Raw genomic sequence first — 22,635 nt, forward strand, 5'->3', positions numbered from 1 at the left:
GCACGCATGGACAACAGTCAAGCGGAAAGCCCCGTCGAGCCGGGCACCCTGCACCGGCTCAGCCCGGTGCTGGCGCGGCTGACAGCACCCAACCCGGGCATGATGACCGGCCCGGGCACCAATACCTGGATCATCGGCGAGATGGACCGGGTCGTCGTGGACCCGGGCCCTGACGACATGGAGCATCTGGAGGCGGTCGCCGCGGCCGGCGAAGGGCGAATCCGCGCCATTCTGATCACCCATGGCCATCCGGATCACGCCCCCGGGGCGTATCGCCTGCGCGAGATCACCGGAGCCGCGGTCATGGGTCATCCCGGGCTGCGCGGTGACGGCGGGAGCAACGACAGTGCCGTGGACGAGCCGCTGGATGACGGCGATCGGCTGGACGGCGAGGACTTCACTCTCCATTGCCTGCACACGCCGGGGCATGCGGCCGAGCATCTGTGCTTCCTGCTGGAGCCGGGGCGCGTGCTCATCGCCGGCGACATGGTCATGGAGGGGAGCACCGTGGTAATCAGCCCCCCGGACGGCGACATGACCGCCTACATGGATTCCCTCGAGCGCCTGCGGGAGCTGGAGGTCGATGCTGTCGCGCCGGGTCACGGGCGCATGCTGCGTCCGCCGCGGGCGTTGTTCGACGGGGTCATCGCGCACCGGCAGCAACGCGAGGCAATGGTGCTGTCGGCCGTCGCCGCCGGCGACCGGTGGATCGGCGAGATCGTGGCGCGGATCTATACCCATGTCCCCGCGCCCTTGCAACGGGTAGCCCACGGGACCGTGCGGGCGCACCTGGAGAAGCTGCACGGAGAGGGCCGTGTAGTCGGTCAGGACGACGGGCCCTGGTACGCAGCGGAGGAGTCATCATGAGCGATTCGACCGAGACGGCCATCCTGGCCGGCGGCTGTTTCTGGTGCCTGGAGGCCGTGTTCCAGAACGTCCGCGGGGTCCACGACGCGATCCCGGGCTACGCCGGCGGCCACCGCGAGCGACCGACCTACCGGGAAGTCTGCACCGGCGGCACCGGCCATGCGGAGGTGGTGCGGGTGCGTTTCGATCCGCAGGTCATCGGCTTCCGGGAGCTCCTGGCGATCTTCTTCAGCGTTCATGATCCCACGCAGCTCAATCGCCAGGGCAACGACGTCGGGCCCCAGTACCGCTCGGCGATCATGCCGCTGGACGACAACCAGGAACGCATCGCCCGGGAAGTGATCCGGGAACAGGATGCCAGCGGCGTGTGGAATGCCCCGGTGGTGACGGCCGTGGAGCCCGGGGCGACGTTCTGGCCGGCGGAAGACGAGCACCGGGACTTCTATCAGCGCAACGCGTCCCAGCCGTACTGCCAGTTGATCATCGCGCCCAAGCTGGCGCACGCCCGCTCGGCGTTCCCGGACCGGGTCTCCGAGGAATAGAAACGAAAAAGCCGCGGCGGGGCATCCCGGCCGCGGCTCGCATTCGGCTCGTCCCGGGCTGTGCGCTCAGTGCTTGCTCTGGCCCGCCACACGACGCGCGGTGCTGCGCGGAAGGCGCAGATTGCCCATGAGCTGCCGGGCGCTGGTGCCCATGTCCCGCACGGCCCGACCGATGGCCTGGTTGCGCATGCGCTCGGCCTGACGGCGCACGCGGTCCATGTCGCGCTGGACGGCCTGTACCCGGTTCGTCGTGGTCATCTCGGTACGATCGCGCATGGCTCACCTCCTTTCGTCGGGTGCTCCGAAACTGTGCGTGAAGTCTAGGCTGTGCCTGCGGCTGTGCCATCCTGCCGAGGGGAAAAGGGTCCTTTCCCCTCGGGCATACCCGCTCAGGCGCCCGCCGGGCCGGTGCGGCCGGCCAGGCTCCGGATGCCGCGGCGCAGGCCCCGGAGCGCGGAGGCCAGCACGGCGCCGCGAAGCATGTCGGCTTCCAGCCGGACCTGCGCGAGATGCGGCTGCGTGGCGCCACGGGTGTTCTGGTGATCGTGATTGTGCTGCTGCATGACGGCCTCCCTGTACGGCGGTGGTGCTTGCGGAACTCGATCAGGGGGCGGACCCGCCTGGAGATTGTATTGTCCACGAATTTGCGCGCTGCACCATCCGTGTGCATGGCACAATGATTGTGCCCGCGTAGAATAGGTTACGAGCGCTGCCCGGCGCGGGCGGGCTTCTGCGGTCGACAAGCAAAAAAAAGACGGGCCGAGGGCCCGTCGAAGCTTCGTAGAAAGGCTACGAAGGAGGAGGAGAGCAGTACATGTTCACTGGCGGACCCGCCGCTTGCGCCGTGCTGCGACCGTTGACGGCTTCCGCTACGCAACGCCGCCGGGCTCGCGCCCCGCGCAGAGCTGAACGGCCTGCTGCAGGGCCTGTCTGTCGTCGTAGCGGGCCAGGGCGTCGCGAAGCCGGGTGCCGGCGTCCAGCTCATCGGCGGTGACCACCTGTGGCCGATACGCGGACCGCGGGCCGTGCAGGAGTAGCCAGACGAAGTGGCGCATGGGATCCTCCCGTTTGAGAAACGCCGGACCGTTGATGTTGCGTAGCAGCATACCGCGGAATATTAATACAGACAAACCTGTCTTTATCATAAAATCTTTGCCGTGATGGCAATAATGGAAGGAGGGTGTAGGCCATGGACCGTGCATCGGAAATGCTGATCTTCGTGCGCTGCGTGGAGGACGGCAGCTTCTCCGCCGCTGCCCGGGCCCTGGACATGACGCCCTCGGCGATCAGCAAGCAGATCCGCAGGCTGGAAGACCGGCTGGGCGCCCGTCTGTTCAACCGGACCACCCGGCGCATCAGTCTCACGGAGGCGGGCCGGGACTTCTACGACCGGTGCGCACGGATCATGCACGAGATCGAGGAGGCGGAGGAGGCCGTCAGCTCCCTGCAGGATCAGGTGCGGGGCACGCTGCGGGTGACCGGCACCGCGGCGTTCGCGCGGGGCGAGGTGCTTCCGCGCATCAACCGCTTTCTCTCGCAGCACCCTGAGCTCAACATGGAGTTCGAGCTCACGGACCGTCGGGTCGACCTGGTGGACGAGGGCATCGATGTGGCCATCATGCTCCAGGAGCAGGTCAACGACCCTTCCCTGGTGGCGCGCAAGCTGGCCGTCAACCGGCGCATCATCGTGGCCTCGCCGGAGTACCTGCGCGCCCACGGTGAGCCGAGGACGCCCGAGGAACTGCTTGATCACAACTGCCTGGTGCTCTACAACGTCTCCCGGTTCAACGACTGGGAGTTCGAGTTCGACGACGGCAGCCCGCGGGTGATCCACGTCAACGGCAACTTCCGCGCCAACACCGCCAGTGCCCTCTACGAGGCGGCGCTGGCCGGCGTCGGTCTGGCGCGCCTGTCCACCTGGCTGGTCGCCCCGCGGATCCGCGACGGCTCGCTGGTGCAACTGCTGCCGGGCTACACCCAGGAGAGTTCCGCCTACTACGTACTCTTTCCCCAGGGGCGCCACCTGTCACGCAAGGTGCGCGCGTTCGTGGACTTCCTGGTGGACGAGTTCACGCCGCTTCCGCCCTGGGAGCGCGAGGACCAGGAGCTGGTCAAGGGCGTTCGCCAGCCCGTTACCTGAGCCGGATACCACGGGAGCCGGCGAGCCGCCGGGAACACGGAAGCAGTGTCGAGCGATGAATCTGCCTGCTGAACAAGGTGCCGCCGCCACCGCTGCGGCATCGGAACGACTGGCGTCGCTTCTCGGCGAGCGACAGCGGCCGTTCGTCCTCACCGGGGCGGGTCTCAGCACCGAGTCGGGCATCCCGGATTATCGGGATGCCGCCGGCGGCTGGAAGCGCCGCCCGCCGATCCAGTATCGCGAGTTCCTGCACAATGACCACGCCCGCCGCCGCTACTGGGCGCGCAGCATGGTGGGATGGCAGCACGTCCGTGCGGCCCATCCCAACGGCGGCCACCACGGGTTCGCGCGCCTGGAGCGCGGCGGCCGCCTGCACTGGCTGGTTACCCAGAACGTCGACGGCCTGCACCAGCGCGCCGGCAGCCGGCGGGTCACCGATCTCCACGGGCGGCTGGACGTGGTGGCTTGCCTGGAGTGCGGCCACCGCATGGCGCGCGAGCATCTGCAGGACGAGCTGCTCCGGCGCAACCCCGGCTGGGACCGGAAGACCCCCGAGGCGGCCCCGGACGGCGACGTGGATATCGAGAGCGCGGATTTCGACGCCTTCTACGTCCCTGACTGCCCCTGTTGCGGCGGCATGCTCAAGCCCGAGGTGGTGTTCTTCGGGGAAAGCGTGCCGGCGCAGCCGGTGGCTACGGCCTTCACGCGCCTGGAGGAGGCGGATCTGCTTCTGGTCGCGGGCTCGTCACTCATGGTCTGGTCGGGGTACCGGTTCGTCCGCCATGCGGCGCGTATCGGGATTCCCGTGGTCGTGCTCAACCTCGGGCGTACCCGCGGGGATCGCGAAGCCACCGTCAAGCTGGAAGCGCCCTGCGGCGATACCCTGACCGCCGTCGCCGACGCGCTGGGGGTGTAGGGGTGGCGTCGATGCCTTCAGCGGAGGCCCGTACCGACGCGCGTGCGCAAGCCGGCGACGGAAGGAATGCGCCGATCGGCGTCTTCGACTCCGGGCTCGGGGGCCTGTCGGTACTGCGGGCCATCCGGACCCGGCTTCCGGCCGAGGATCTGCTCTACGCGGCGGATGCCGCCCGGGTCCCCTATGGTAGCCGCAGCGCCGGCGAGATCCGCGAACGGGCCCTGGTGCTGGCGGAATTCCTCGTCGGCCAGGGTGCCAAGGCCCTGGTGATTGCCTGCAACACCGCCACGGCGGTCGCCGCGGATGCGCTGCGGGAGCGCTTCCCGGTCCCCGTGGTCGCCATGGAGCCGGCCATCAAGCCTGCGGTGGCGAGCACGCGGACCGGCGTGGTCGGCGTGCTGGCGACGGAGGGCACCCTGAGCAGCGCCCGCTTCGCGGCGCTGCTGGAACAGTACGCGGGCAGCGTCCGGGTGGTGACGCAGCCCTGCCCGGGCCTGGTGGCGGCCGTGGAAGCGGGGGAGACGGACGGGGCCCGGATCCGTGGCCTGCTGGAGGAGTACCTGCAACCGCTGGAGGCTGCCGGGGCGGATACCGTCATCCTGGGGTGTACCCACTATCCGTTCCTCGTGCCCGCCCTGCGCAGCATGCTCGGCCCGGAGGTCATCCTGGTGGAAACGGGCGCCGCGGTCGCACGCCAGCTGGAACGCCGGCTGGCCGGGCACGGCCTGCTCCGCGACCCCGATGGCCATGCCGGCAGCGAGTGCTTCTGGACCACCGGCGATGCGGCGGTCGGCGGGCCCGTGCTCGCGCGCCTGTGGGGCGGCGAGCCGCGGCTTTGCGCCATTCCGGAGCCGGGTGCCTGATCAGGGCCCACGCCCGCCGCGGTCGCCACTAATGCGCACTTCCGGGACAGGACATCAGCCCTTCAGCAACGATCGCGCCGCGTCGGCGTCCGCCACGGGCCGCCCCAGCGCGTCGGCCAGCTCCCGCATCTGGCGCACCAGCGCTGCATTGTCCGGGGCCGTATCGCCGGTGCGCAGCGCCAGGTTATTCTCGAAACCCACCCGCACATGGCCGCCGAGCGCGGCGGCCGCACTGCAGCAGGCGTGCTCCCGGGGGCCGAAGGCGCACGCCGCCCAGGGCATGTCATCGTTCCGGGCGGAGAGCAGCGGCAGCAGGTCCTGCGGCGCCGCCTGCTGCTCCGTGGCATACCGGCCCAGCACCAGCAGCAGGCTGTAGCCGCGCTCGGGGAGAACGCCGCGGTCGCGCAGCTCGTGGTAGCACTCGAGGTCCTCCAGCGTATAGAGGATGAGCTGCGGCAGGATCGGTTCCCCGGCGAGCCAGGCGAAGAATGCACCGGCCTCTTCCTCGGCCGACGGGTCGGGGACGATCTCGCGCAGTGCCAGCGACACTGCTTCCGGGCGCAGCTCGCGCACCAGGGCCATCTGCTCGGCGCTGGTGTACTGGCCCACCGCCTCGGTGGTCACCTGGATGATCAGGCGGTCGCCCACGGCGTCGCGCACGGCGTCGATGGCGGTCCGGTAGGCCTCCGCGTCCAGCGTGTGCCGCTCCTGCCGGTCGCGTACGTGGAGGTGAAGCATGGCCGCCCCGGCCTCCAGGCACGCCGTGGCCGTCGCCGCCAGCTCCTGCGGCGTGATCGGCAGGGCCGGATGGTCTGCGCGGGTCCGGCGGGCGCCGTTGGGGGCGACGGTAATGACCAGCGGCTCCGCGGTCACGACGTCGCCTCCGTGGTGGCGGCCACGGCGGCATCGATGGCGTCGCCGAGACGCTCGGTAATGGCGTCCAGCTCCGGTTCGCCGACGATGAACGGCGGCGCCAGCAGGACATGATCGCCGCGGCGGCCGTCGATGGTGCCGCCCATGGGATAGCACATCAGCCCCCGCGCCATGGCCTCGTGCTTGACGGCGGCGTGCAGGCGCCGCTCCGGCTCGAACGGCCGCTTGGTCTCCCGCTCGGCGACGAGCTCCAGGCCCCGGAACAGGCCGCGCCCGCGAATGTCGCCGACATGCGGATGGTCGCCGAAACGCGCCGCGAGACGCCGCTCCAGCGCCTCGCCCATGGTGCGGACACGCCGCAGCAGATCGTCCTCGCGGATGACGCGCTGGACGGCCAGGGCGGCGGCGCACGCCACGGGGTGACCCATGTAGGTATGGCCGTGCTGGAAAAAGCCCGAGCCCTCACGGATGGCCCGGTGGATGCGCTCGGAGACCAGGGTTGCGCCGATGGGCTGATAGCCCCCGCCGAGGCCCTTGGCGATGGTGATCATGTCCGGTGCGACGCCGTCCTGCTCGCAGGCGAACAGGGTGCCCGTGCGGCCCATGCCGCACATCACCTCGTCGAGGACGAGCAGCACGCCGTGGTGGTCACAGATCTCGCGGATGCGCCGGAAGTAGCCCGGCGCCGGCGGCACGGCGCCGGCCGTTGCGCCCACCACCGGCTCGGCGACGAAGGCGAGCACCGTCTCCGGTCCCAGCTCCCGGATCTTCGCGTCCAGCTGATCGGCGGCCCGGCGGCCGTATTCCTCCAGCGTCTCGTCGTCGCGCTGCTCGCGGTAGGCATAGCACGGGTCGATGTGGTGCGTGGGCACCAGCAGTGGCTCGAACTGCGCGCGCCGCCACTGGTTACCCCCCGTGGCCAGAGCGCCCAGGGTGTTGCCGTGGTAGCTCTGGCGCCGCGCAATGAGGTGGCGCCGCTCCGGCCGGCCCGTCTCCACGGAATACTGCCGCGCCAGCTTGAGCGCGGCCTCCGTGGCCTCGGAGCCGCCGCTGACGAAGTACACCCATTCGATGCCTTCCGGTGCGTTGCCGGCAAGCTCCGTCGCCAGGGTTTCCATGGGCTCGTTGGTGAAGAACGCCGTGTGCGCGTAGGCGAGCTGCGCGGCCTGGGTGCGGATGGCCTCGATCACCGCCGGGTGGCCGTGGCCCAGGCAGGACACGGCGGCTCCCCCGGATGCGTCCAGGTAGCGCTTGCCGTCGGCATCGACGAGATAGGCACCGTCCCCGGCAACCGCCGTTGGCAGCCCGGCCCGGGTGTGGCGATGGAATACGTGGGTCATGCCTTCTCTCGCTGCAGTCGGCGCCGCTGGACAAAGACGATACCGCCCAGCAGGGCCAGGGCGGGGATGAACATCCACTCCCGGGCGGGGCGATCGGCCGGGACCAGTACCTCGTCGATGGTCCAGCCGATCTCCAGGCCCAGCCGGTCCGCCTGGGATCCGTACTGCGCGTTGGTGATGCGCACCGTGTCACCGGCCACGTTGACGTACAGCCCGGCATTCGCGAGGCGGCTCATGCCGTCGTCCTGCTCGCCCATGGGCAGCATCACCACCTTGGAGACCTCGTTGCCGTCGATGTTCAGGCCCGAGGCCTGGATCCGCAGGTGACCGCCCGGGGGTGTCGCCTCCGCAATCTCCATGATACGCGTCGCCGGTTCCCTTTCGTACGGCGGATAGATCTGGTCCATCCAGAACCCGGGCCGGAAGAGGGTGAAGGCCACCAGCAACAGCAGCACCGTCTCGTGGATGCGGTTGCGGGCGAAGAACCAGCCCTGGGTGGCGGCGGCGAACACCAGCATGGCCACGGTGGAGATCGCGAACACCATGGCGAAGCTCCAGAGGCTGGTCACCCCGATGAGCAGGAGCTGCGTATTGAAGATGAACAGGAACGGCAGAGCCACCGTGCGCAGGGAGTAGAACGCCGCCTGCACGCCCGTGCGGATGGGGTCGCCGCGGGCGACGGCCGCCGCGGCGAAGGAGGCGAGCCCCACCGGGGGCGTGACGTCCGCCATGATGCCGAAGTAGAACACGAACAGGTGCACCGCGATCAGCGGTACCACCAGGCCGTGCTGGGAGCCGAGCTCGACGACCACCGGCGCCATGAGGGTGGCGACGATGATGTAGTTGGCCGTGGTGGGCAGCCCCAGGCCGAGGATCAGGCTGATGGCGGCGGTGAGGATCAGCATCAGCATCAGGTTGCCGCCGGAGAGGGTCTCCACCACCTCGGTCATGACCAGCCCGATGCCGGTCATGGCCACGGTGCCCACCACGATGCCGGCTGCGGCCGTGGCGATACCGATGCCGATCATGTTGCGCGCGCCGGCGACCAGCCCCTCCAGGAGGTCGCTGCCGCCCTGGAGTACGGCCTGCCAGTAGGCCCCGGTGCGCCGGAAGAAGGCGGTAATGGGGCGCTGCGTGAGCAGGATGAAGATCAGGAACAGGCAGGCGTTGAACGCCGAGGCGCCGGGGGAGTAGCGCTCGACGATGAGGAACCAGATGAGCACCACGATGGGCAGCAGGAAGTGGAGCCCGACCTTGATGGTCGGGGCGGCTTCCGGAAGGGCGGTAACCGGCTCGTCGGGATCGTCCAGCTCCAGCTCGGGGTAGTGGCAGCCGTACCACAGCAGCCCGACGTAGATCGCCACCAGGGCGACCATGAGAATCGGCGTCGCCGCCGGGCCGAAGACCTCCCGTGTCCAGCCGATGCCGTAGTACACCGCGCCGGCGAGGATGACCACCGAGCACAGCGTGATGCCGGTGGTGACCAGCGTCTGTAGCGCCGTCGACGGATTCGGCTTGGGCAGGCCGCGCATGTCCGCCTTCACCGCCTCCAGGTGGACGATGTAGAGCAGGGCGATGTAGGAGATCACCGCCGGCAGGAGCGCGTGCTTGAGCACCTGCACGTAGGGGATGCCCACGTACTCCACCATGAGGAACGCAGCGGCGCCCATGACCGGCGGCATGATCTGGCCGTTCACGGAGCTCGCCACTTCCACTGCGCCGGCCTTCTCGCTGGAGAAGCCCACCCGCTTCATGAGCGGTACGGTGAACGTCCCCGTGGTGACCACGTTGGCGATGGACGACCCGGAGATCACCCCGGTCATGGCCGAGGCCACCACCGCCGCCTTGGCCGGGCCGCCGCGCAGGTGGCCCAGCAGCGCGAAGGCGACCTTGATGAAATAGTTGCCGGCGCCGGCCTTGTCCAGCAGGGCGCCGAACAGGACGAACAGGAACACGAAGCTGGTGGACACCCCCAGCGCGATGCCGAACACGCCCTCGGCCGTGAGCCAGTACTGCGACATGGCGCGGCCGAAGCTCGCGCCCCCGTGGGAGATCATGTCCGGCATGTACGGCCCGGCGAAGGTGTAGACGATGAACACCACCGCGATGGTGACCAGCGCCGGGCCCAGCGTCCGCCGCACCGCTTCCAGCAGCAGGATGAGCCCTACCCCCGAGACCACCAGGTCCGCGGTGATGGGAGCGCCCGGCCGCTGGGCGAGCTCGCGGAAGAACATGTACAGATAGGCCGCCGAGAACGCCGCGGCGATGGCGAGCACCCAGTCCAGGAGCGGGATGCGGAAGCGCGGCGAGGGCAGCAGGGCGGCGCCTGCCGCGAGCAGGAGCGCGATGCCCGTGGCGATGAAGATGACGGCCGGACGCCCTTCCACGGTTCCCGTCGCCAGTGCCAGGGCGTAGAGGAAACTGGCGGCCGCGAGGACCACGTAGAGCCCGCCGGCGATGCGGAAGCCCCGGCCCGTGTGGAGAAGGCCCGGGAACGACAGGAACGCGAGGAACATGGCGAACGCCAGGTGGATCGAGCGCGCCTGGGTGTCGCTGACGATGGCAAAGCCCAGATCATACGGATACGGCGAGGCGATCCACAGCTGGAACAGGGACCAGGCCAGGGCCACGCAGAACAGCAGCCGGGTGCTCCAGGGACCCGGGTAGCGGCCGCCGGTCTCCCGTTCGAGCAGCTCCCGGGCGCGGTTGTCTTCCTGGTCGTCGCGGGTGGGCTCGTCGCTTCCCTTGGGCTCGCTCATGCTGGGGAACTCTCATCGAGGCCGTGGGCTCACCCGGCATCAGCCCCCGTCGACGGCAGGCCCGCAGGGCAGGCCGTCGGGAGCCGCGCTGGAGAGGCGGCGGGCTGCAGGGTGAGCGGTTGCCCGGCGGGCCCGACCTCGCGCCGTCGGGTCCGCCGGATCCACAGGAGCAAACGGCAGCCGCGCGGTGATCCCGCCGGCTGCCGCAACCCGATCGGCCCTCAGAGCAGGCCCGCCTCTTCGTAGTACCGCTTCGCCCCCTCGTGGAGAGGCGCGGACAGGCCGTCCTCGACCATCTGCTCCTTGTTCAGTGCGTCGAAGGCCGGGTGCAGGCCCTTGAAGGTTTCGAAGTTCTCGAACACCGCACTGACGACCTCGTAGACCACGTCGGCCTCCGTGTTGGTGCTGGAGACGAAGGTGGCGCCCACGCCCCAGGTATTGACGTCCTCGTCCTGCCCCGGATACATGCCGGCCGGAATGGTGGCGTGGAAGTAGTACGGCGTGTCCGCGACCAGCTCGTCGATGACCTCGTGCTCGACGGAGACGAGCTCGGCATCGCAGGTGGCGATGGGCTCCTGGATGGAGCCGGACGGATGGCCGACGGTGAAGAAGAAGGCGTCGATGCGGTCGTCGCACAGCGCCTGCGCCTGCTCACGCGACGGCAGTTCCGAGGCCAGGGCGAAGTCGTCGTGGCTCCAGCCCAGCTCGTCCAGCATCAGGTCCACCGTGGCCCGCTGGCCCGAGCCGGGATTGCCCACGTTCACCCGCTTGCCGCGCAGGTCCTCGATGCCCTCGATGCCGGAATCCGGCCGTACCACCAGGGTCAGCGGTTCCGGATGCAGCGAGAACACCGCGCGAAGCTCCTCGTGGGCGCCCTGGTCCTCGAACTGGCTGGTGCCGTGGTAGGAGTGGTACTGCCAGTCGGACTGCACCACGCCCATGTCGAGCTCGCCCTGGCGGATGGCGTTGAGGTTGAACACCGAGCCGCCGGTACTCTCCGCAGAGCAGCGGATGCCGTGCTCGTCGCGGTCCTGGTTCACCAGGCGGCAGATGGCGCCGCCCGCCGGGTAGTAGACGCCGGTGACGCCGCCGGTGCCGATGGTCACGAACTGTTGCTGCTGGGCCCCGGCCATGGTCGGGGCGGTGAGTGTGAGCGCGAGAAGAATGCTGCCGGTAACGGTCTGATATCGCATGTCCTTGTCCTTTTTATTTCACCATGGTCATTTCACCTTAGGCCCTTGCGGGCCCGGTATACAACAAATAGCGCATGGTGACCGGATTGACAATGCGAGGGGCATGGCGAGCGGCGCCGGGCCGGCGGGCCGAACCAGGCGCCGGGATCTGCTCCCGCGGCACTACGGCTCCGTCGGTGCCGGCTTCTCATCCTGGGTCGGCTCTTCCGCCCGGCGTGTGAGCATCTGGAAGAGCCCGATGGCGACCAGGGCGAATACGGTGGTTGCCATCAGCAGCGTGGGATACAGGATTTCGGCGAACTGATCGCCCGTGGCCACCTTGAAGATCATTACCAGGGACTCGAGGCTGATCGCGATCAGGATGATGGTCATGAACTTCGTCAACGACGCCCGCACCTCCCTGGTCGAGCGCAGATCGTGGCCACGGATGATCTCTTCCTCGACGATGAACTTGCCCAGGTCCAGTACCGCCGCGCTGATCACGATCGCGCTGACGTGGTTCAGCAGGCCGTACACCTGGACTTCCCCGGCCATGACATCGCGCGCGCCCTCGGTCAAGGCGGTGGAGATGAGGGCGAACGAAAGCAGGAACAGGGACACGGCGATGAGGCTGAAAAGCCCGACCGTCAGGAATCGTACGGCTTTGTTGTACATGCAGGCGCGCCTCCCGCCGGCCCGGTGAGCCCGTGTTGTCCACAAGTACGCCGCCGGACGGCCGGAAGTTCCGTCCATGCGGTGGTGCCTGCGGTGTCGGGGAAGGCGTCAGGGGCGTGTCGCGCGCCCGGTCGGTGGCGCGGCTTCGGGAGCGTGCGCAACAGGGCGCGCGGAAACGCGCGGGGATGGTTCAGTGCTTCCGCGACCGGTGATTCCGGTAAAGACCCTGATTTGATTGGTGGGCCGTGTAGGATTCGAACCTACGACCAACTGATTAAAAGGCGTGCCAAGTCAGCAACACGGCCTATGACTTTCTCGCCGTTGAATGTTTCAAGTCATTGAGTTATTTGACCCTATTAGACGCAGGCCATATGATTATCTGAGCCAGTGAGACGCAGTTAGATGCCATATCTCCTTATTAGGGTCCTGACTTCGTCCCTGGCCTGAGTGTGTGGCAAGCGGGGGTTGAGCGCGGCGTTTTGGTATGGTATACCGCTATTGATACGGTATAACATCCGCACCCGTAGCTGCAGGTCACCGTGATGACCCCCCGGGGGTAGACCGACAGCGAGGTGGCAAAATGTCTACAAAACGAAACATTATAACGTTTCATAAAAAGAGCGTGGCCCGCATACCCGCGCCCGACCCGTCGGGGCGCCAGACGCGGTGGTGGGACAGCAAGGTGAAGGGCTTCGGCATCGTGGCCAGCGGCGCGACGAAGGCGAAGTCGTACATCGTGCAGGGCGACGTACGCGGGCAGAACCGCAATCGCCGGATCACGCTGGGGCCGGTCGACGCGTTCGAGGTCGATGAAGCGCGCGAGAAGGCCCGGGCGCTGCTTACCAAGATGCGCCGGGGCGAGGACCCGGTGGAGGAGGAGCGGCTGCGCAAGGCCGCCGACATCACGCTGAGCGAGGTACTGGAGCACTACCTGCGGCACAACCGCCGCCTTGGCCAGCGCACGCGCGGCGAGTACCGCAGGCTCGTGGAGACGCACTTCAGCGCCTGGCTCAACAAGCCCGCGCGTGAGATCAGCCGGGACGACGTGTTGAAGCGCCATGCGCAGATTGCGGAAGGTATAAAAGCACGCGCGCGCACGCGTGAGGCCACGGGCGGCACCACGGCGAACTACGCCGTGCGGGTACTGCGCACATTATTCAATTGGGCGCTCAGCCAGGAGCTAGGCAACCTGCAGACCAACCCGGCGAAGCTGCACGCCAAGGCGTGGTACCCGGCGCGGCGGCGGCAGCGGGTGCTGTCGGCGGATGAGCTGCCCGGCTTCTGGCGCGCCGTGCGCGATCTGCCCAGCCCGGTGCATGCGGCGTATCTGGAACTCGTCTTGTTCACCGGCCTGCGCGCCAGCGAGGCGGCGACGCTGACCTGGCAGCAGGTCAACTACACGAACAAGCCGCGCGGGCACTTGCCCGCGTACAGCCTGTACCTGCCCGAGAGCGGTACCAAGGCGCACCGCGCGCTCACGCTGCCGCTGTCGGATCATCTGGTGGATCTCTTCGTGCGGCTGCGGGCGCTGGGGCTTGAGGAGGACTGGTGCTTTGCGAGCCCCACGAGCAAGAAGGGCTACCTGCAGGAGCCCCGGAATAGCCTGATCGCTGCTTGCAGGGCGGCGGGCATCACAGAGCACGTACGCCCCCACGACCTGCGCCGGACGTACTGCACGGTCGCCGAGTCGAGCGACATACCCCACTACGCCCTCAAGGCGCTGATGAACCACGCCCTCACCGACGTGACCGGCCAGCACTACCTGGTCATGGACGTGGAGCGGCTGCGCGCGCCCATGCAGCGGGTGACGGACCGGATGAAGGCGCTGTGCCAGGTGCCCGAGCCCGAGGCCGAGAACGTGACGCCGCTGAGTAAGGAGAAGGAGGTGGGGCATGTCTGAGGCACGGCGACACACCCGCCTCATCACCGCCAACCGGGCGGCGGAGCTGCTTGGCGTCACCACGAACTGGCTGTACGTGCTGCGCAAGCGCGGCGACGGCCCGAAGTGGACGCGGATCGGGCAGCGGCACGTTCGCTACTACGAGGAGAGCGTGCTCAGGTACCGCGACCGTGGTGCTCGCCCGAGCCCGGTCGGCGCCCGGCTACGGAGATTGGGAGTGCTGTACCTGCACCAGCTTCATCGGAAAAGGACTGGCCGGTGGTTCATGTGCCTTCTCAGCGGGAGGGACGAGCGATGAGCAACTACGTGCAGCACCTCGCCGCCCTGGGCCGCATGGCCTCGCGGCTGAGCGTGCAGAAGCCGGGCGCCCGGCGCGCCCTACATGCCGCCGAGTGCGCAGGCTACGCCGGGGCGCTGATCGCCTGCTCGGGCAGCGAGAAGGTGCAGCGCAAGGCCGAGGAGCTACAGGCGCAAGCGATGGCCTGCCTGGAGGTGGATCGGCCCGCGCTGCTGGAGAAGACACGGGAGGTGGAGCGATGAGCCAACAAGAGCAACTGGACGCCGATCTGCGGGAGATGACCGAGCTGATCGCGGAATCGGTGATCACCCGCATGGACGCGGTGGGGGTGGAGATCGCGGGCATTGAGTACGACCGCCACGGCCCGGCGCTCGCCGACATGATTCGCCACCACTTCGCCCTGCCGCAAGACGAAGCGGAGGTCGTCGCGCGGTACGCGGTCGCGCTGATCGCGTTTCGTGCGGCTGAGAGAGGCAATGCCCCCCGGATGATGCCGGGCGGCACTGCGTAAGCGGGCAGCGACGGGCGGCGCAGGGACGTGCCGCCGGCTGCCCTTCATTGTGGTTCGTTCGAAGTAGATGAGGTGATGAACATGGTTCGCCGAAATCGACTCAACCCCGAAGTGAAAGAAGCCATCAAGAAGCAGCGGGAACAGAAGGCGCAGGCCCAAGACCCGCTCATGCTCAAGCGCAACGACTCGAACGAGAACGCTCGGCAGTTCTTGAAGCAGCGTCGGCGGCGGCTCAGGAAGTGGGACGGAAACTGGTTCGAGTACGACGGCGCCGGCTGGTGCCCTTTGGATGCAGATGAACTCTATAGAGAGATCAACAGATTTCTGGATGCGGCTCAGACCAAGGTGAAGCGCGGTCGCAAGACCGAGCTTGAGGACTTCGATCCAAAGGATTCGCACATTAATGCCGTGCTCAAGGCACTGCCCACCGAGGTAGGGCTGCCGTCGGGGCAGCCCGTACCGTGCTGGCTCGACGGGCGAAGCTCGCCCGACCCTCAAGGCTTGCTGCCGCTGGCGAACGGAGCGCTGGAGCTGGAGACGGGGCAGTTCGACAACGTCGATTCGGACTTCTTCGCGCCGAACGCCTTGCCGCACAGCTACGACCCGCAAGCTTGGCCGGACGAGTGGTTGCGGTTTCTCAATGAGCTGTGGCCCAACGACCCGCAGTCGATAGACACCCTGCAGGAGGTCTTCGGTTTGCTGCTCACCAACGACACGTCGTACCAGCGCATACCCATGCTGATCGGCCCCCCGGCTTCGGGTAAGGGCACAATCACCAGGGTCCTCACGGCGCTGGTTGGCCAGCACAACACCGCTGACCCCACGCTGCGCGAGCTGGGCGGCACCCACGGGCTACTTTCGTTGATTGCTGGTGGGCCGAAGAAGGTCGCCATCATCACCGATGTTCGCGTCAGCCACGGAGCGCAGAAGGCGACTGAACGCCTGCTGCAAATCTCGGGCGAGGACCGGGTGTCGGTGCGCTACGTGCACAGCAGCAAGGTCTGGCACGGGAAGTTGCCGACTCGGCTCGTGATTGTCGGCAACGACGTGCCGCACCTACCCGACTCGTCGTTCGCGCTGCTGCGCCGGTACCTGCTATTCAACCTGCACCGCAGCTTCAGAGATGAGCAGGACTCGGAACTCAGCGACCGTCTGCTCGGCGAGCTGCCCGGGATACTGAACTGGGCGGTTGTCGGGCTGCACCGCCTACGGCAGCGTGGCCACTTCATCGAGCCCAAGTCAGCTCGCGCCTTGCGGGACGACGTGCGTTCGATTAGCTCACCGCTCAAGGACTTTGTGGACGAAGAATGCGAGGTGGGCTCGATTCATACCCACGCCTGCCTGGCCAGATCGCTGATTGACGCGTGGGAGGAGTGGTGCGCGCGCAAGCGCATCAACCCGGGCAATGACCAACTGTTTGGGAGGCGCCTGGGCGATCTGCTCCGCCCCAACTTCGACAAGAAGCCCCAGTATGGGGAACTGGTGTATTTCGGCATCAGGCACAAGCGCCGGGGCTTCTTCGATAATCCCTATGACTACGCCAGCGACGACGAAGACTAGCCGGGGTCCGCACCAGCCCCGTCGGTGTGGACCATCTAAACGATCTAAACGATTTGTCGCGGTTTGGTGTACTTACGTGCGTTCGCGCTGCCGCCACGAATACCGGCACGGCCCCCGGGGGTGGCGGCACGGGACGCGCACGTGATCGGGCCAGGGCGCGCCGAATCGTTTTGATCGTTTTGGGCGGTACCCGCGGGACGACGGCCCCCAATAAAAAACGCCCCGCCAGCGAAGGATCCAGCGGGGCGCGGGGGCCTGGCTCAACGAGAAGAGTAGATAACGCAGCCAGGTTGTTCGTCATGACAATGACACTGTCATTCAAGCGAATTGAAGCCGTGAATGCAAGACAGAATGCGCGCAAGAATCTGCTTAACATCGAAGGGCGAAGATCGCAGAATAAAAAAAGATGAACCCCCAAAGCCGATCCGGGCAATGAGGGTTCAGGACACAGTAGACAAGGTGTACAAACGGTTGCTCAAGCGCTTTGCGCGATAGGAGGTATTGAGGCTAACAAGTCAAGAGCTTCTATGACCACCTTCTACGTAAAAAAGACAACTTGAGTTTAACCAGCCCGGAGGCCGGCACCGTATCGGAAGCACAAACGCAGGTACAACCGACATAATCGGAAGCACGAATGCAGGTACAACCGACATGAGCAAGATAGCGAATCGCAGTGAGAACGGCAAGCGCACAGCGATCACGCCCCGGAAGTCGTGGTCACAGCTCACGTATCGTGAAAGGGCCCGCCTTACCCTTCAAGAACTGGACGCCTACGACGCTACAATTGAATGGAGAAACGAGCATCGCGAGTGGAGGCGTCTTCGCGAAAAGGCCGAGAAGCAGGGGGCCTCTCTCGCCCTGCACGGCTCGGCAAAACAGCGGTACCAATCGCTGCGCCGCCACCCCACCTACAAGCACCTCAGCCCCGGCGCGAGATCAGTGCTGCACGAACTCTACAAGGCCGCCGACCCGACCACGGGCGCCGTCTCTGTGGGCGTCGGTGAGCTGACGGAGCGCGTGGGCTTGCAGCGCCGGGGCGTGCAGCGGGCGCTCGGGACGTTGCGCGAGCGCGCCTTCATCACGGTGGTTGAAGGTGATGCGAACGGGCGTGGTGGTCGTGGCAAGCCCACGGTCTACCAGCTCGGCAGCTACCGTTGAAGGTGGATTTGAATAGGTCTTGAAGCCGCGAAAAAGGGCGTCGTCGTCGGTGCGAAAACCGCTAAAAAGGGCGTCGTCTTTCTAAGACGTTACACAAGACATAATTCGCTGAGTGAGTAAATGTATAGCAGGCTGAAAGCCTGCTATAGATTACTCGCTCAGCTACAGCACCCGGTAGGGTGCAGTATGTGAGTAAGCAAGCGGCTGGCGCACGTGCGCACGCCTGCCCCCGACAGCACCCCTTCGCCTTCGGCTCCGGGGTGCTGATGGAGGCAGGCGGGTTGTAGCCCTCCGCTCCGCTACGGGCTACCTCCCACCCGCCTGCCTCCATTCGAGGGTGCAAGACCACCGGTGGGCGTGTTGCTTGCAGCGTGCAGCGTGCTTGGGTGGGCGCGTAGCTTGTCGCCGCCTGCGCGGCGCTTGGGTCGTGGGCGACCGCCCCGCGCTTGTCGCACCGGGCGCCGCACCCGCCACCCTGGACCGGCTGCCCCCACGGGGGCGCGGGTCGCGGGGGGCTTTGCAGCGTGCTGTGAGGTTCTACGAAGCCGCGTGCGCCTTTCAACCGCCGCGACCAATACCGACGTAGCGGTACGCCGGTACGGAGGCGCGCGAGCGCCGCAGAATCGCTGCTACCTCAACCCCACCTCGCGCTCGGCATCGACCTGGAGCACCACGGCTTGCATCGCCCGCACCGGATCGTGGTAGGCGGTGGGCTGGTAGTGGGGCTTGCCGCCACCGATACGGTGCTCGGCGATGCGCCACAGCCCATCGGCGTGGTAGACGGTGTAGGTCATCTTGCCCGTGCGCCAGACGAAATTACCGCGCGCATTCTCGTACCAGCCCAGGTCATCGAGTGAGGGACCCTGCGCCGCCTCGGGCGACCACCACCCGTCGCGCTCGGCGTCTTGCAGCGCGGCGATGGCTTGGTAGGGGTGGGTGAAGGCGGCGTCGACGTCGCGGAACTCGCAGCGCTGCGGGCACCAGCACCGCACACCCCACTGATCATCGCTGCGCGGATACACCTCGGCGAGCGTCACGCCCCCGCGCTCTAGCCTGAAGACGCCCTCGGGCGGGTCAACAATGCCGTCGCCACGGAGCCAGTACCAGCCCTGCGCGGCGAATTGCTCTTCTCTGCTCAACCCTTCACGGCTTGTATTCACTCGCTCTCGCGTGAAGAAATCGATCACGGCGGACATGCCTATTCACCTTCAATTTTCGACAACGCAACAATTATCGCACGGTTGCCCTTTTCGGCAATTTTCAAAAACGCTAAACGCAAGAATTCATTGATCGAATACGGCAGGGTGTCAGAATGCCGAGGCAAACCGAAATCGTGAAGGTTTGCATTATGAATACTTGCCGTGAATGTGAGCGCCGGAATATTCAAAACCGCCACCCCTACGACGCCGTACGCTTGGCGAAGGACGGACGGACCTACGCCAACGAGAGCGAGGCGCGCAAGGCGGACCGCCGGCGGTGATGTTTGGTGATGGCACGTTGAAGCCGGAAGAGATCGCGAGCGGGGATGCCTCGCCGGGCGGCTTGACTGGACTTCACAAGCTCGTGCAGAGCATGCACCGCACCCGTGACCCCTGCCAGGGCTGCCCGCACCGCGAGCGCTGCGCGGAAGAGAAACTCGCCTGCAAGGACTTTACGCACTTCGTCAACAGCGGGCGCTACAGCGACGAGCCCGAAAAGCGCCAACCTACGCGCCGCCGTTACGATCAGGTATTCGCCGTGCACCCGCACCTTGCCAGGCGTCTGCCCGAAGACCTATAGAACCCCGCTCAGCCCTGCGCTGGTGCGACGGAGACGTCGCGGACGCTCTGTGCACGCGTATCGAATAGACAGACGTACTGGTAGCGCTGCCAGGAGCCGAAGCCGTTTTTGAACTCGATGGCGTCACCCCCGTACGCGATCACCCCCGCGTCTTGATCACGCCACACATAGCGTCTGAATAGTGGCGCCGCCGACCACCTGTGCTCGTACTGCGCCGCCCCGGCAATGCGCCCGTCACAAGCTTCTTCAGCCCGCTCTACATAGGCTTCAGCCAGGCACTGCAAGTCGCCATCGCGGCAGCGCTCGGCGCGGTTCTGCACCACGTTGTACGGCGTGGGGTCGCCGAAGTCGCGCCCCGCGTCGTGCTCGCACGCAAACGGCAACACCGCCATCAGCCCGACTACCGCGCCAGCGCCCAGAAAGAAGTCGAATTTATCCATCACGCACACCCTCCCTCAGACCTTCAAATCAAGTCGCCCCACGGGCAAAGCCCAGCGCCTTAAAGATGGCACGGACGAGCCGACCTGCAAGCGCGAATAATTAGTGAATAGAGCGCCGCCCGTCGCTGAGCCGCGAAGGTTCAGGCAAAGATGCGCGAAGACTAAATAGAAGTAATGGGGTGAAGGGTAAAGAGAGTTTGAATAGGTAAGCTAGTACGACGGAACTTTTAAGATCAAAAATGGTCTAAGGAAACGGTTATCGGAATATTATTCAAACCACCCGATAGCCCCAGAAAAACAACAATTAGGTGATATTTATGGCAAACAAGAGATTTCAAAGAAGAAGAATCAAGACAGTGGAGAAGCCAGACGGCGAGAAGAGAACTGAAGAAGAGATTGAGCAGTGGGAAGAGAAGAACGATTCACCGCGACACTGGCTGTCATTGATGACGGTGCTGTCTCTAGCTGCCAAGGTGCTTGGACTCTTAAGCTGAACGTACTCGATGCGGGTGCACGCGCCGTAGCTGAAGGGTGATCTTGCTGGGGTGCACGGCGGCGGTAGTATTCAAAAGCCTGCTCACGCACCCTCGCACCCCTGCGCCACTATTCACCCGCCCAACCGGCTGCTAATGTTGAACCGGCAGCGTGCCCACGCGCGCGAGTGCTGCTCGTCGCCATTGTGCGCGGTGGTGCCCGCTGTCTTCACACTCAGTCACTCGGGGGTGCGTGTGTCTGGCGCGACGCAACGGTATATCTCAGACGAACTTGTACATTTCGTGGGTAGCGGTAACTCAGTCGAGCGGCAATTCGAGTTGCTTTGCACCATTATCAACGAAGGTGCGATAACACATTCGCCGCATAACCTCGCCATCAGCGGAAATGTGATAATTGACCAAGACGCACAGATAAGCGCGAACAGGATGTACAACCCGGGGGTGACGTGTTTCGCGGATATACCCGTGAACGATCTCTCTCTTCACATGAGAAAGTACAGTTGCGTAGGGCTGTCGTTTTCGAAAGACTTCATCGCACGAGCCGGGGGCGCACCTGTGCACTACATACCCTTACATTCAAAAGTGACGCGATATAAAGAGCACACTGAAAAAGAGAAAGAAGATCTGAAAGAGCAGCGCGACTGGGACGAAATGCTCAAGAAGATGTATGAGGAAATAGATAAAGGGAAGTACTTCGACGAAATGGTGCAGGAATACCACGCTTTATTCGAAGAAATGAGGCAGTACATTAATCATACTGATACGTCACCCGGCGTCTCGCCTCTTAGCAGAAGAATAGGGAAGCTACACCATTTTCTTGCGTTTCATGTCTTCAGCTACCTGAAGTTCTTCGATCACGAAAAGTCTGATGAAGACCCCGATAACTACTATTTCGAACGAGAATGGCGGGTTGTCGGTCATGTGCGGTTTACGCACGACGATGTGAAGACGGTGTTTGTGCCAAGCACATACGCTCGTGCATTCAGAGAGACGTTTCCAGAATACGCAGGGCAGTTGATCTTTACAGACTGAACTACCCTAGCCGTCAGAGGCACTTCGTTCACGTTGACGGCACGGGATGGTGGTTCTGTGGCTCGGGTACGCATCGAACGTCACGCCCCTTGCCCCGACTGAAGGTCGAAGGCACCAACCCCACCGAAACCACCTCTTCAAACCCGCGCTGTGAATACGCGCCCAACTAATCGGCAATTAGTACACCCCCAGCACTAACCCCCTGATCAAGCCCAGGTTCTTGTCTGTCGCGGATCTCAAGTCAGGACCCTAGTCAGGTATTCGGGCATGGTCTGCCCCACCAGGGGGGCGTCTTCGCGCGCATTTTGAATGGAGCCTTCGGCGGTGGTGGTGGTTCATATTCTTCGTGACCATGCACCAGGTGAACATTCAATACCCAGGCGTATAGGTAGTGAATAGAAACCGATGGCTGTCGACTACGCCCCGGACGTGACCGTGCTACGCATGGCGGCATGCTTGCCCGTTTGAATGTTCGCCACTTTTTATTCAAACCGATGTCTTCATGCTCGCATGCTTACCGCGTTTAACATTCAAAACGTTCTAAACGTTTTGTTGTGAATGTTCGTGCGCACGTATTCACGCCGATTCTATTCAAACCAGAATGTATCGATTTGAATAAATCGCGCCCCCACCTTTCACCTGACACTCTTCAATTTCTATTCACTTCTTCTTCGAAGAGAGCGTATTTCGGTTTCTCTTCAAACGCATAAGTAATTGCTTGCTCTTGCGCGAAATGGCTGCGGTGGCAGACTAAGCGTACTTGGAAATAGAGCGGGAATTACCGAGCCAATTATGGTGCAACGCCGGGAAGATACAGAGCGGAACAGAGTCGAGATTACGCACCCGAAGGGCAATCTTTCGGCGGTCTCGGCGAATGTCGCCGTGCGCCCGCTTGATCGGCGGACGCGGGTTGGGCGGCGCGTGATGGAGATGAAGGAACAGATCATGGCCGATCTCGGTGGGGAGCGGCACTTGAGCGAAATGCAGAAGATGATGGCCGAGCAGATGGCCGGCTTGCAGATTCTCATTAACGACGAAATGACGCGGTATCTGGAGCACGGCGAGGTATCGGGCTTCTACCTGCCCGCGCTGAATACCTTCAACCGCCTGAGCCGGACGCTCGGGCTTGAGCGCCAGGAGCGCGGCGTGAATGAGCCGATGGATTTGGAGTCGTATTTGGGCAAGCGCCGGCGGTGAGCCGGATCAACGGTGGAGGGCGTGATGCACAAGCGTATTCACCCCAATAAACGCACGATCTCGCAGGGCAAGCTGCGGGAGGTCGTGGAACAAGAAGTAGCGAAAGCGGTGGACGAAAT

Annotated in this window: 25 protein-coding genes; 15 read left to right on the top strand and 10 right to left on the bottom strand. The window is 65.2% G+C overall.

All coding sequences use genetic code 11. The annotated features are described in order from the left end of the window. Positions 1 to 6 precede the first annotated feature (6 nt). Both QWY84_RS05400 and msrA read left to right on the top strand, forming a co-directional pair. Positions 7 to 867 carry an MBL fold metallo-hydrolase gene (locus QWY84_RS05400; RefSeq protein WP_290201420.1) on the top strand — a complete coding sequence of 287 codons (861 nt, stop codon included), beginning with the start codon at positions 7 to 9 and terminating at the stop codon, positions 865 to 867. Continuing rightward, complete coding sequence (gene msrA, locus QWY84_RS05405) at positions 864 to 1,409, top strand: peptide-methionine (S)-S-oxide reductase MsrA (protein ID WP_290201421.1); 546 nt, start codon at positions 864 to 866, stop codon at positions 1,407 to 1,409. Before QWY84_RS05400 ends, msrA begins: the two co-directional genes overlap by 4 nt. 66 nt (positions 1,410 to 1,475) lie before the next feature. Here the strand turns inward: msrA and QWY84_RS05410 are convergent, their stop codons facing one another. The 3 genes from QWY84_RS05410 to QWY84_RS05420 all read right to left on the bottom strand — a co-directional run bounded on the left by QWY84_RS05410 (position 1,476) and on the right by QWY84_RS05420 (position 2,464). Further along, a complete protein-coding gene (locus tag QWY84_RS05410; RefSeq protein ID WP_290201422.1) occupies positions 1,476 to 1,685 on the bottom strand; it encodes a hypothetical protein in 210 nt (69 codons plus the stop codon). 113 nt (positions 1,686 to 1,798) lie between these two features. Beyond that, positions 1,799 to 1,972, bottom strand: a complete 174-nt coding sequence (locus tag QWY84_RS05415; protein WP_290201423.1) for a hypothetical protein — start codon at positions 1,970 to 1,972, stop codon at positions 1,799 to 1,801. A 306-nt stretch (positions 1,973 to 2,278) separates the two neighbouring features. Further along, on the bottom strand, positions 2,279 to 2,464 hold the full coding sequence (locus QWY84_RS05420; protein ID WP_290201424.1) for a hypothetical protein: 186 nt from the start codon (positions 2,462 to 2,464) through the stop codon (positions 2,279 to 2,281). Between the two features lie 134 nt (positions 2,465 to 2,598). Here QWY84_RS05420 and QWY84_RS05425 point away from each other — a divergent pair, with 134 nt between their 5' ends. The 3 genes from QWY84_RS05425 to murI are packed head-to-tail and all read left to right on the top strand — an operon-like array spanning position 2,599 to position 5,328. Then, positions 2,599 to 3,549 carry a LysR family transcriptional regulator gene (locus tag QWY84_RS05425; RefSeq protein WP_290201425.1) on the top strand — a complete coding sequence of 317 codons (951 nt, stop codon included), beginning with the start codon at positions 2,599 to 2,601 and terminating at the stop codon, positions 3,547 to 3,549. 55 nt (positions 3,550 to 3,604) lie between these two features. Further along, positions 3,605 to 4,465 (top strand): NAD-dependent protein deacetylase, encoded by an 861-nt coding sequence (locus tag QWY84_RS05430; protein ID WP_290201426.1) that lies wholly within the window; start codon positions 3,605 to 3,607, stop codon positions 4,463 to 4,465. 11 nt (positions 4,466 to 4,476) lie between these two features. After that, entirely contained in the window at positions 4,477 to 5,328 is an 852-nt protein-coding gene (gene murI, locus QWY84_RS05435) for a glutamate racemase (protein ID WP_290201427.1), read from the top strand. 54 nt (positions 5,329 to 5,382) lie between these two features. Here murI and QWY84_RS05440 read toward each other — a convergent pair whose 3' ends face one another. The 5 genes from QWY84_RS05440 to QWY84_RS05460 form a co-directional block, all read right to left on the bottom strand. After that, positions 5,383 to 6,201, bottom strand: a complete 819-nt coding sequence (locus QWY84_RS05440) for a beta-keto acid cleavage family enzyme (protein WP_290201428.1) — start codon at positions 6,199 to 6,201, stop codon at positions 5,383 to 5,385. Then, positions 6,198 to 7,541 carry an aspartate aminotransferase family protein gene (locus QWY84_RS05445; protein WP_290201429.1) on the bottom strand — a complete coding sequence of 448 codons (1,344 nt, stop codon included), beginning with the start codon at positions 7,539 to 7,541 and terminating at the stop codon, positions 6,198 to 6,200. Before QWY84_RS05445 ends, QWY84_RS05440 begins: the two co-directional genes overlap by 4 nt. Then, entirely contained in the window at positions 7,538 to 10,300 is a 2,763-nt protein-coding gene (locus tag QWY84_RS05450; RefSeq protein ID WP_290201430.1) for a TRAP transporter permease, read from the bottom strand. Before QWY84_RS05450 ends, QWY84_RS05445 begins: the two co-directional genes overlap by 4 nt. Before the next feature lie 221 nt (positions 10,301 to 10,521). Next, positions 10,522 to 11,493 carry a TAXI family TRAP transporter solute-binding subunit gene (locus QWY84_RS05455; RefSeq protein WP_290201431.1) on the bottom strand — a complete coding sequence of 324 codons (972 nt, stop codon included), beginning with the start codon at positions 11,491 to 11,493 and terminating at the stop codon, positions 10,522 to 10,524. Between the two features lie 162 nt (positions 11,494 to 11,655). Next, positions 11,656 to 12,147 carry a hypothetical protein gene (locus QWY84_RS05460; RefSeq protein WP_290201432.1) on the bottom strand — a complete coding sequence of 164 codons (492 nt, stop codon included), beginning with the start codon at positions 12,145 to 12,147 and terminating at the stop codon, positions 11,656 to 11,658. A 622-nt stretch (positions 12,148 to 12,769) separates the two neighbouring features. Here QWY84_RS05460 and QWY84_RS05465 point away from each other — a divergent pair. From QWY84_RS05465 to QWY84_RS05490, 6 genes are all read left to right on the top strand, one after another. Beyond that, positions 12,770 to 14,047 (top strand): tyrosine-type recombinase/integrase, encoded by a 1,278-nt coding sequence (locus QWY84_RS05465; RefSeq protein WP_290201433.1) that lies wholly within the window; start codon positions 12,770 to 12,772, stop codon positions 14,045 to 14,047. Next, the gene (locus QWY84_RS05470) at positions 14,040 to 14,345 is read left to right on the top strand and encodes a helix-turn-helix transcriptional regulator (RefSeq protein ID WP_290201434.1); all 306 of its coding nucleotides are present in this window, start codon (positions 14,040 to 14,042) and stop codon (positions 14,343 to 14,345) included. The genes QWY84_RS05465 and QWY84_RS05470 overlap by 8 nt, the downstream gene beginning before the upstream one ends. Beyond that, positions 14,342 to 14,587, top strand: a complete 246-nt coding sequence (locus QWY84_RS05475; protein ID WP_290201435.1) for a hypothetical protein — start codon at positions 14,342 to 14,344, stop codon at positions 14,585 to 14,587. The genes QWY84_RS05470 and QWY84_RS05475 overlap by 4 nt, the downstream gene beginning before the upstream one ends. Continuing rightward, entirely contained in the window at positions 14,584 to 14,856 is a 273-nt protein-coding gene (locus tag QWY84_RS05480; RefSeq protein WP_290201436.1) for a hypothetical protein, read from the top strand. Before QWY84_RS05475 ends, QWY84_RS05480 begins: the two co-directional genes overlap by 4 nt. 75 nt (positions 14,857 to 14,931) lie before the next feature. Further along, on the top strand, positions 14,932 to 16,416 hold the full coding sequence (locus QWY84_RS05485) for a DNA primase family protein (protein WP_290201437.1): 1,485 nt from the start codon (positions 14,932 to 14,934) through the stop codon (positions 16,414 to 16,416). A 651-nt stretch (positions 16,417 to 17,067) separates the two neighbouring features. After that, the gene (locus QWY84_RS05490; RefSeq protein ID WP_290201438.1) at positions 17,068 to 17,574 is read left to right on the top strand and encodes a MarR family transcriptional regulator; all 507 of its coding nucleotides are present in this window, start codon (positions 17,068 to 17,070) and stop codon (positions 17,572 to 17,574) included. A gap of 629 nt (positions 17,575 to 18,203) precedes the next feature. Here QWY84_RS05490 and QWY84_RS05495 read toward each other — a convergent pair. After that, positions 18,204 to 18,770 carry a hypothetical protein gene (locus QWY84_RS05495; protein ID WP_290201439.1) on the bottom strand — a complete coding sequence of 189 codons (567 nt, stop codon included), beginning with the start codon at positions 18,768 to 18,770 and terminating at the stop codon, positions 18,204 to 18,206. A gap of 283 nt (positions 18,771 to 19,053) precedes the next feature. Here QWY84_RS05495 and QWY84_RS05500 point away from each other — a divergent pair, with 283 nt between their 5' ends. Continuing rightward, complete coding sequence (locus QWY84_RS05500; protein ID WP_290201440.1) at positions 19,054 to 19,353, top strand: hypothetical protein; 300 nt, start codon at positions 19,054 to 19,056, stop codon at positions 19,351 to 19,353. 8 nt (positions 19,354 to 19,361) lie between these two features. Here the strand turns inward: QWY84_RS05500 and QWY84_RS05505 are convergent, their stop codons facing one another. Then, positions 19,362 to 19,793, bottom strand: a complete 432-nt coding sequence (locus QWY84_RS05505) for a hypothetical protein (protein ID WP_290201441.1) — start codon at positions 19,791 to 19,793, stop codon at positions 19,362 to 19,364. Between the two features lie 317 nt (positions 19,794 to 20,110). Here QWY84_RS05505 and QWY84_RS05510 point away from each other — a divergent pair, with 317 nt between their 5' ends. The 3 genes from QWY84_RS05510 to QWY84_RS05520 all read left to right on the top strand — a co-directional run bounded on the left by QWY84_RS05510 (position 20,111) and on the right by QWY84_RS05520 (position 22,516). Next, on the top strand, positions 20,111 to 20,287 hold the full coding sequence (locus QWY84_RS05510; RefSeq protein ID WP_290201442.1) for a hypothetical protein: 177 nt from the start codon (positions 20,111 to 20,113) through the stop codon (positions 20,285 to 20,287). Between the two features lie 426 nt (positions 20,288 to 20,713). Continuing rightward, positions 20,714 to 21,319 carry an abortive infection system antitoxin AbiGi family protein gene (locus QWY84_RS05515; RefSeq protein WP_290202686.1) on the top strand — a complete coding sequence of 202 codons (606 nt, stop codon included), beginning with the start codon at positions 20,714 to 20,716 and terminating at the stop codon, positions 21,317 to 21,319. A gap of 792 nt (positions 21,320 to 22,111) precedes the next feature. After that, entirely contained in the window at positions 22,112 to 22,516 is a 405-nt protein-coding gene (locus QWY84_RS05520) for a hypothetical protein (RefSeq protein WP_290201443.1), read from the top strand. The last annotated feature ends 119 nt before the right edge of the window (positions 22,517 to 22,635 follow it).

The organism is Aquisalimonas lutea, assembly GCF_030409225.1.
In the GTDB taxonomy this organism is placed as follows: Bacteria; Pseudomonadota; Gammaproteobacteria; order Nitrococcales; family Aquisalimonadaceae; genus Aquisalimonas; species Aquisalimonas lutea.

What these genes read in the sequence shown, in the direction of transcription:
- QWY84_RS05495 (WP_290201439.1), bottom strand. Translation starts at nt 18,770, where the DNA reads ATGTCCGCCGTGATCGATTTCTTCACGCGAGAGCGAGTGAATACAAGC.
- murI (WP_290201427.1), top strand. Translation starts at nt 4,477, where the DNA reads ATGCCTTCAGCGGAGGCCCGTACCGACGCGCGTGCGCAAGCCGGCGAC.
- QWY84_RS05460 (WP_290201432.1), bottom strand. Translation starts at nt 12,147, where the DNA reads ATGTACAACAAAGCCGTACGATTCCTGACGGTCGGGCTTTTCAGCCTC.
- QWY84_RS05510 (WP_290201442.1), top strand. Translation starts at nt 20,111, where the DNA reads ATGGCAAACAAGAGATTTCAAAGAAGAAGAATCAAGACAGTGGAGAAG.
- QWY84_RS05450 (WP_290201430.1), bottom strand. Translation starts at nt 10,300, where the DNA reads ATGAGCGAGCCCAAGGGAAGCGACGAGCCCACCCGCGACGACCAGGAA.
- QWY84_RS05485 (WP_290201437.1), top strand. Translation starts at nt 14,932, where the DNA reads ATGAACATGGTTCGCCGAAATCGACTCAACCCCGAAGTGAAAGAAGCC.
- QWY84_RS05515 (WP_290202686.1), top strand. Translation starts at nt 20,714, where the DNA reads ATGTACAACCCGGGGGTGACGTGTTTCGCGGATATACCCGTGAACGAT.
- QWY84_RS05425 (WP_290201425.1), top strand. Translation starts at nt 2,599, where the DNA reads ATGGACCGTGCATCGGAAATGCTGATCTTCGTGCGCTGCGTGGAGGAC.
- QWY84_RS05475 (WP_290201435.1), top strand. Translation starts at nt 14,342, where the DNA reads ATGAGCAACTACGTGCAGCACCTCGCCGCCCTGGGCCGCATGGCCTCG.
- QWY84_RS05445 (WP_290201429.1), bottom strand. Translation starts at nt 7,541, where the DNA reads ATGACCCACGTATTCCATCGCCACACCCGGGCCGGGCTGCCAACGGCG.
- QWY84_RS05480 (WP_290201436.1), top strand. Translation starts at nt 14,584, where the DNA reads ATGAGCCAACAAGAGCAACTGGACGCCGATCTGCGGGAGATGACCGAG.
- QWY84_RS05505 (WP_290201441.1), bottom strand. Translation starts at nt 19,793, where the DNA reads ATGGATAAATTCGACTTCTTTCTGGGCGCTGGCGCGGTAGTCGGGCTG.
- QWY84_RS05490 (WP_290201438.1), top strand. Translation starts at nt 17,068, where the DNA reads ATGAGCAAGATAGCGAATCGCAGTGAGAACGGCAAGCGCACAGCGATC.
- QWY84_RS05420 (WP_290201424.1), bottom strand. Translation starts at nt 2,464, where the DNA reads ATGCGCCACTTCGTCTGGCTACTCCTGCACGGCCCGCGGTCCGCGTAT.
- QWY84_RS05400 (WP_290201420.1), top strand. Translation starts at nt 7, where the DNA reads ATGGACAACAGTCAAGCGGAAAGCCCCGTCGAGCCGGGCACCCTGCAC.
- QWY84_RS05520 (WP_290201443.1), top strand. Translation starts at nt 22,112, where the DNA reads ATGGTGCAACGCCGGGAAGATACAGAGCGGAACAGAGTCGAGATTACG.
- QWY84_RS05430 (WP_290201426.1), top strand. Translation starts at nt 3,605, where the DNA reads ATGAATCTGCCTGCTGAACAAGGTGCCGCCGCCACCGCTGCGGCATCG.
- QWY84_RS05410 (WP_290201422.1), bottom strand. Translation starts at nt 1,685, where the DNA reads ATGCGCGATCGTACCGAGATGACCACGACGAACCGGGTACAGGCCGTC.
- QWY84_RS05415 (WP_290201423.1), bottom strand. Translation starts at nt 1,972, where the DNA reads ATGCAGCAGCACAATCACGATCACCAGAACACCCGTGGCGCCACGCAG.
- QWY84_RS05470 (WP_290201434.1), top strand. Translation starts at nt 14,040, where the DNA reads ATGTCTGAGGCACGGCGACACACCCGCCTCATCACCGCCAACCGGGCG.
- QWY84_RS05455 (WP_290201431.1), bottom strand. Translation starts at nt 11,493, where the DNA reads ATGCGATATCAGACCGTTACCGGCAGCATTCTTCTCGCGCTCACACTC.
- QWY84_RS05500 (WP_290201440.1), top strand. Translation starts at nt 19,054, where the DNA reads ATGTTTGGTGATGGCACGTTGAAGCCGGAAGAGATCGCGAGCGGGGAT.
- msrA (WP_290201421.1), top strand. Translation starts at nt 864, where the DNA reads ATGAGCGATTCGACCGAGACGGCCATCCTGGCCGGCGGCTGTTTCTGG.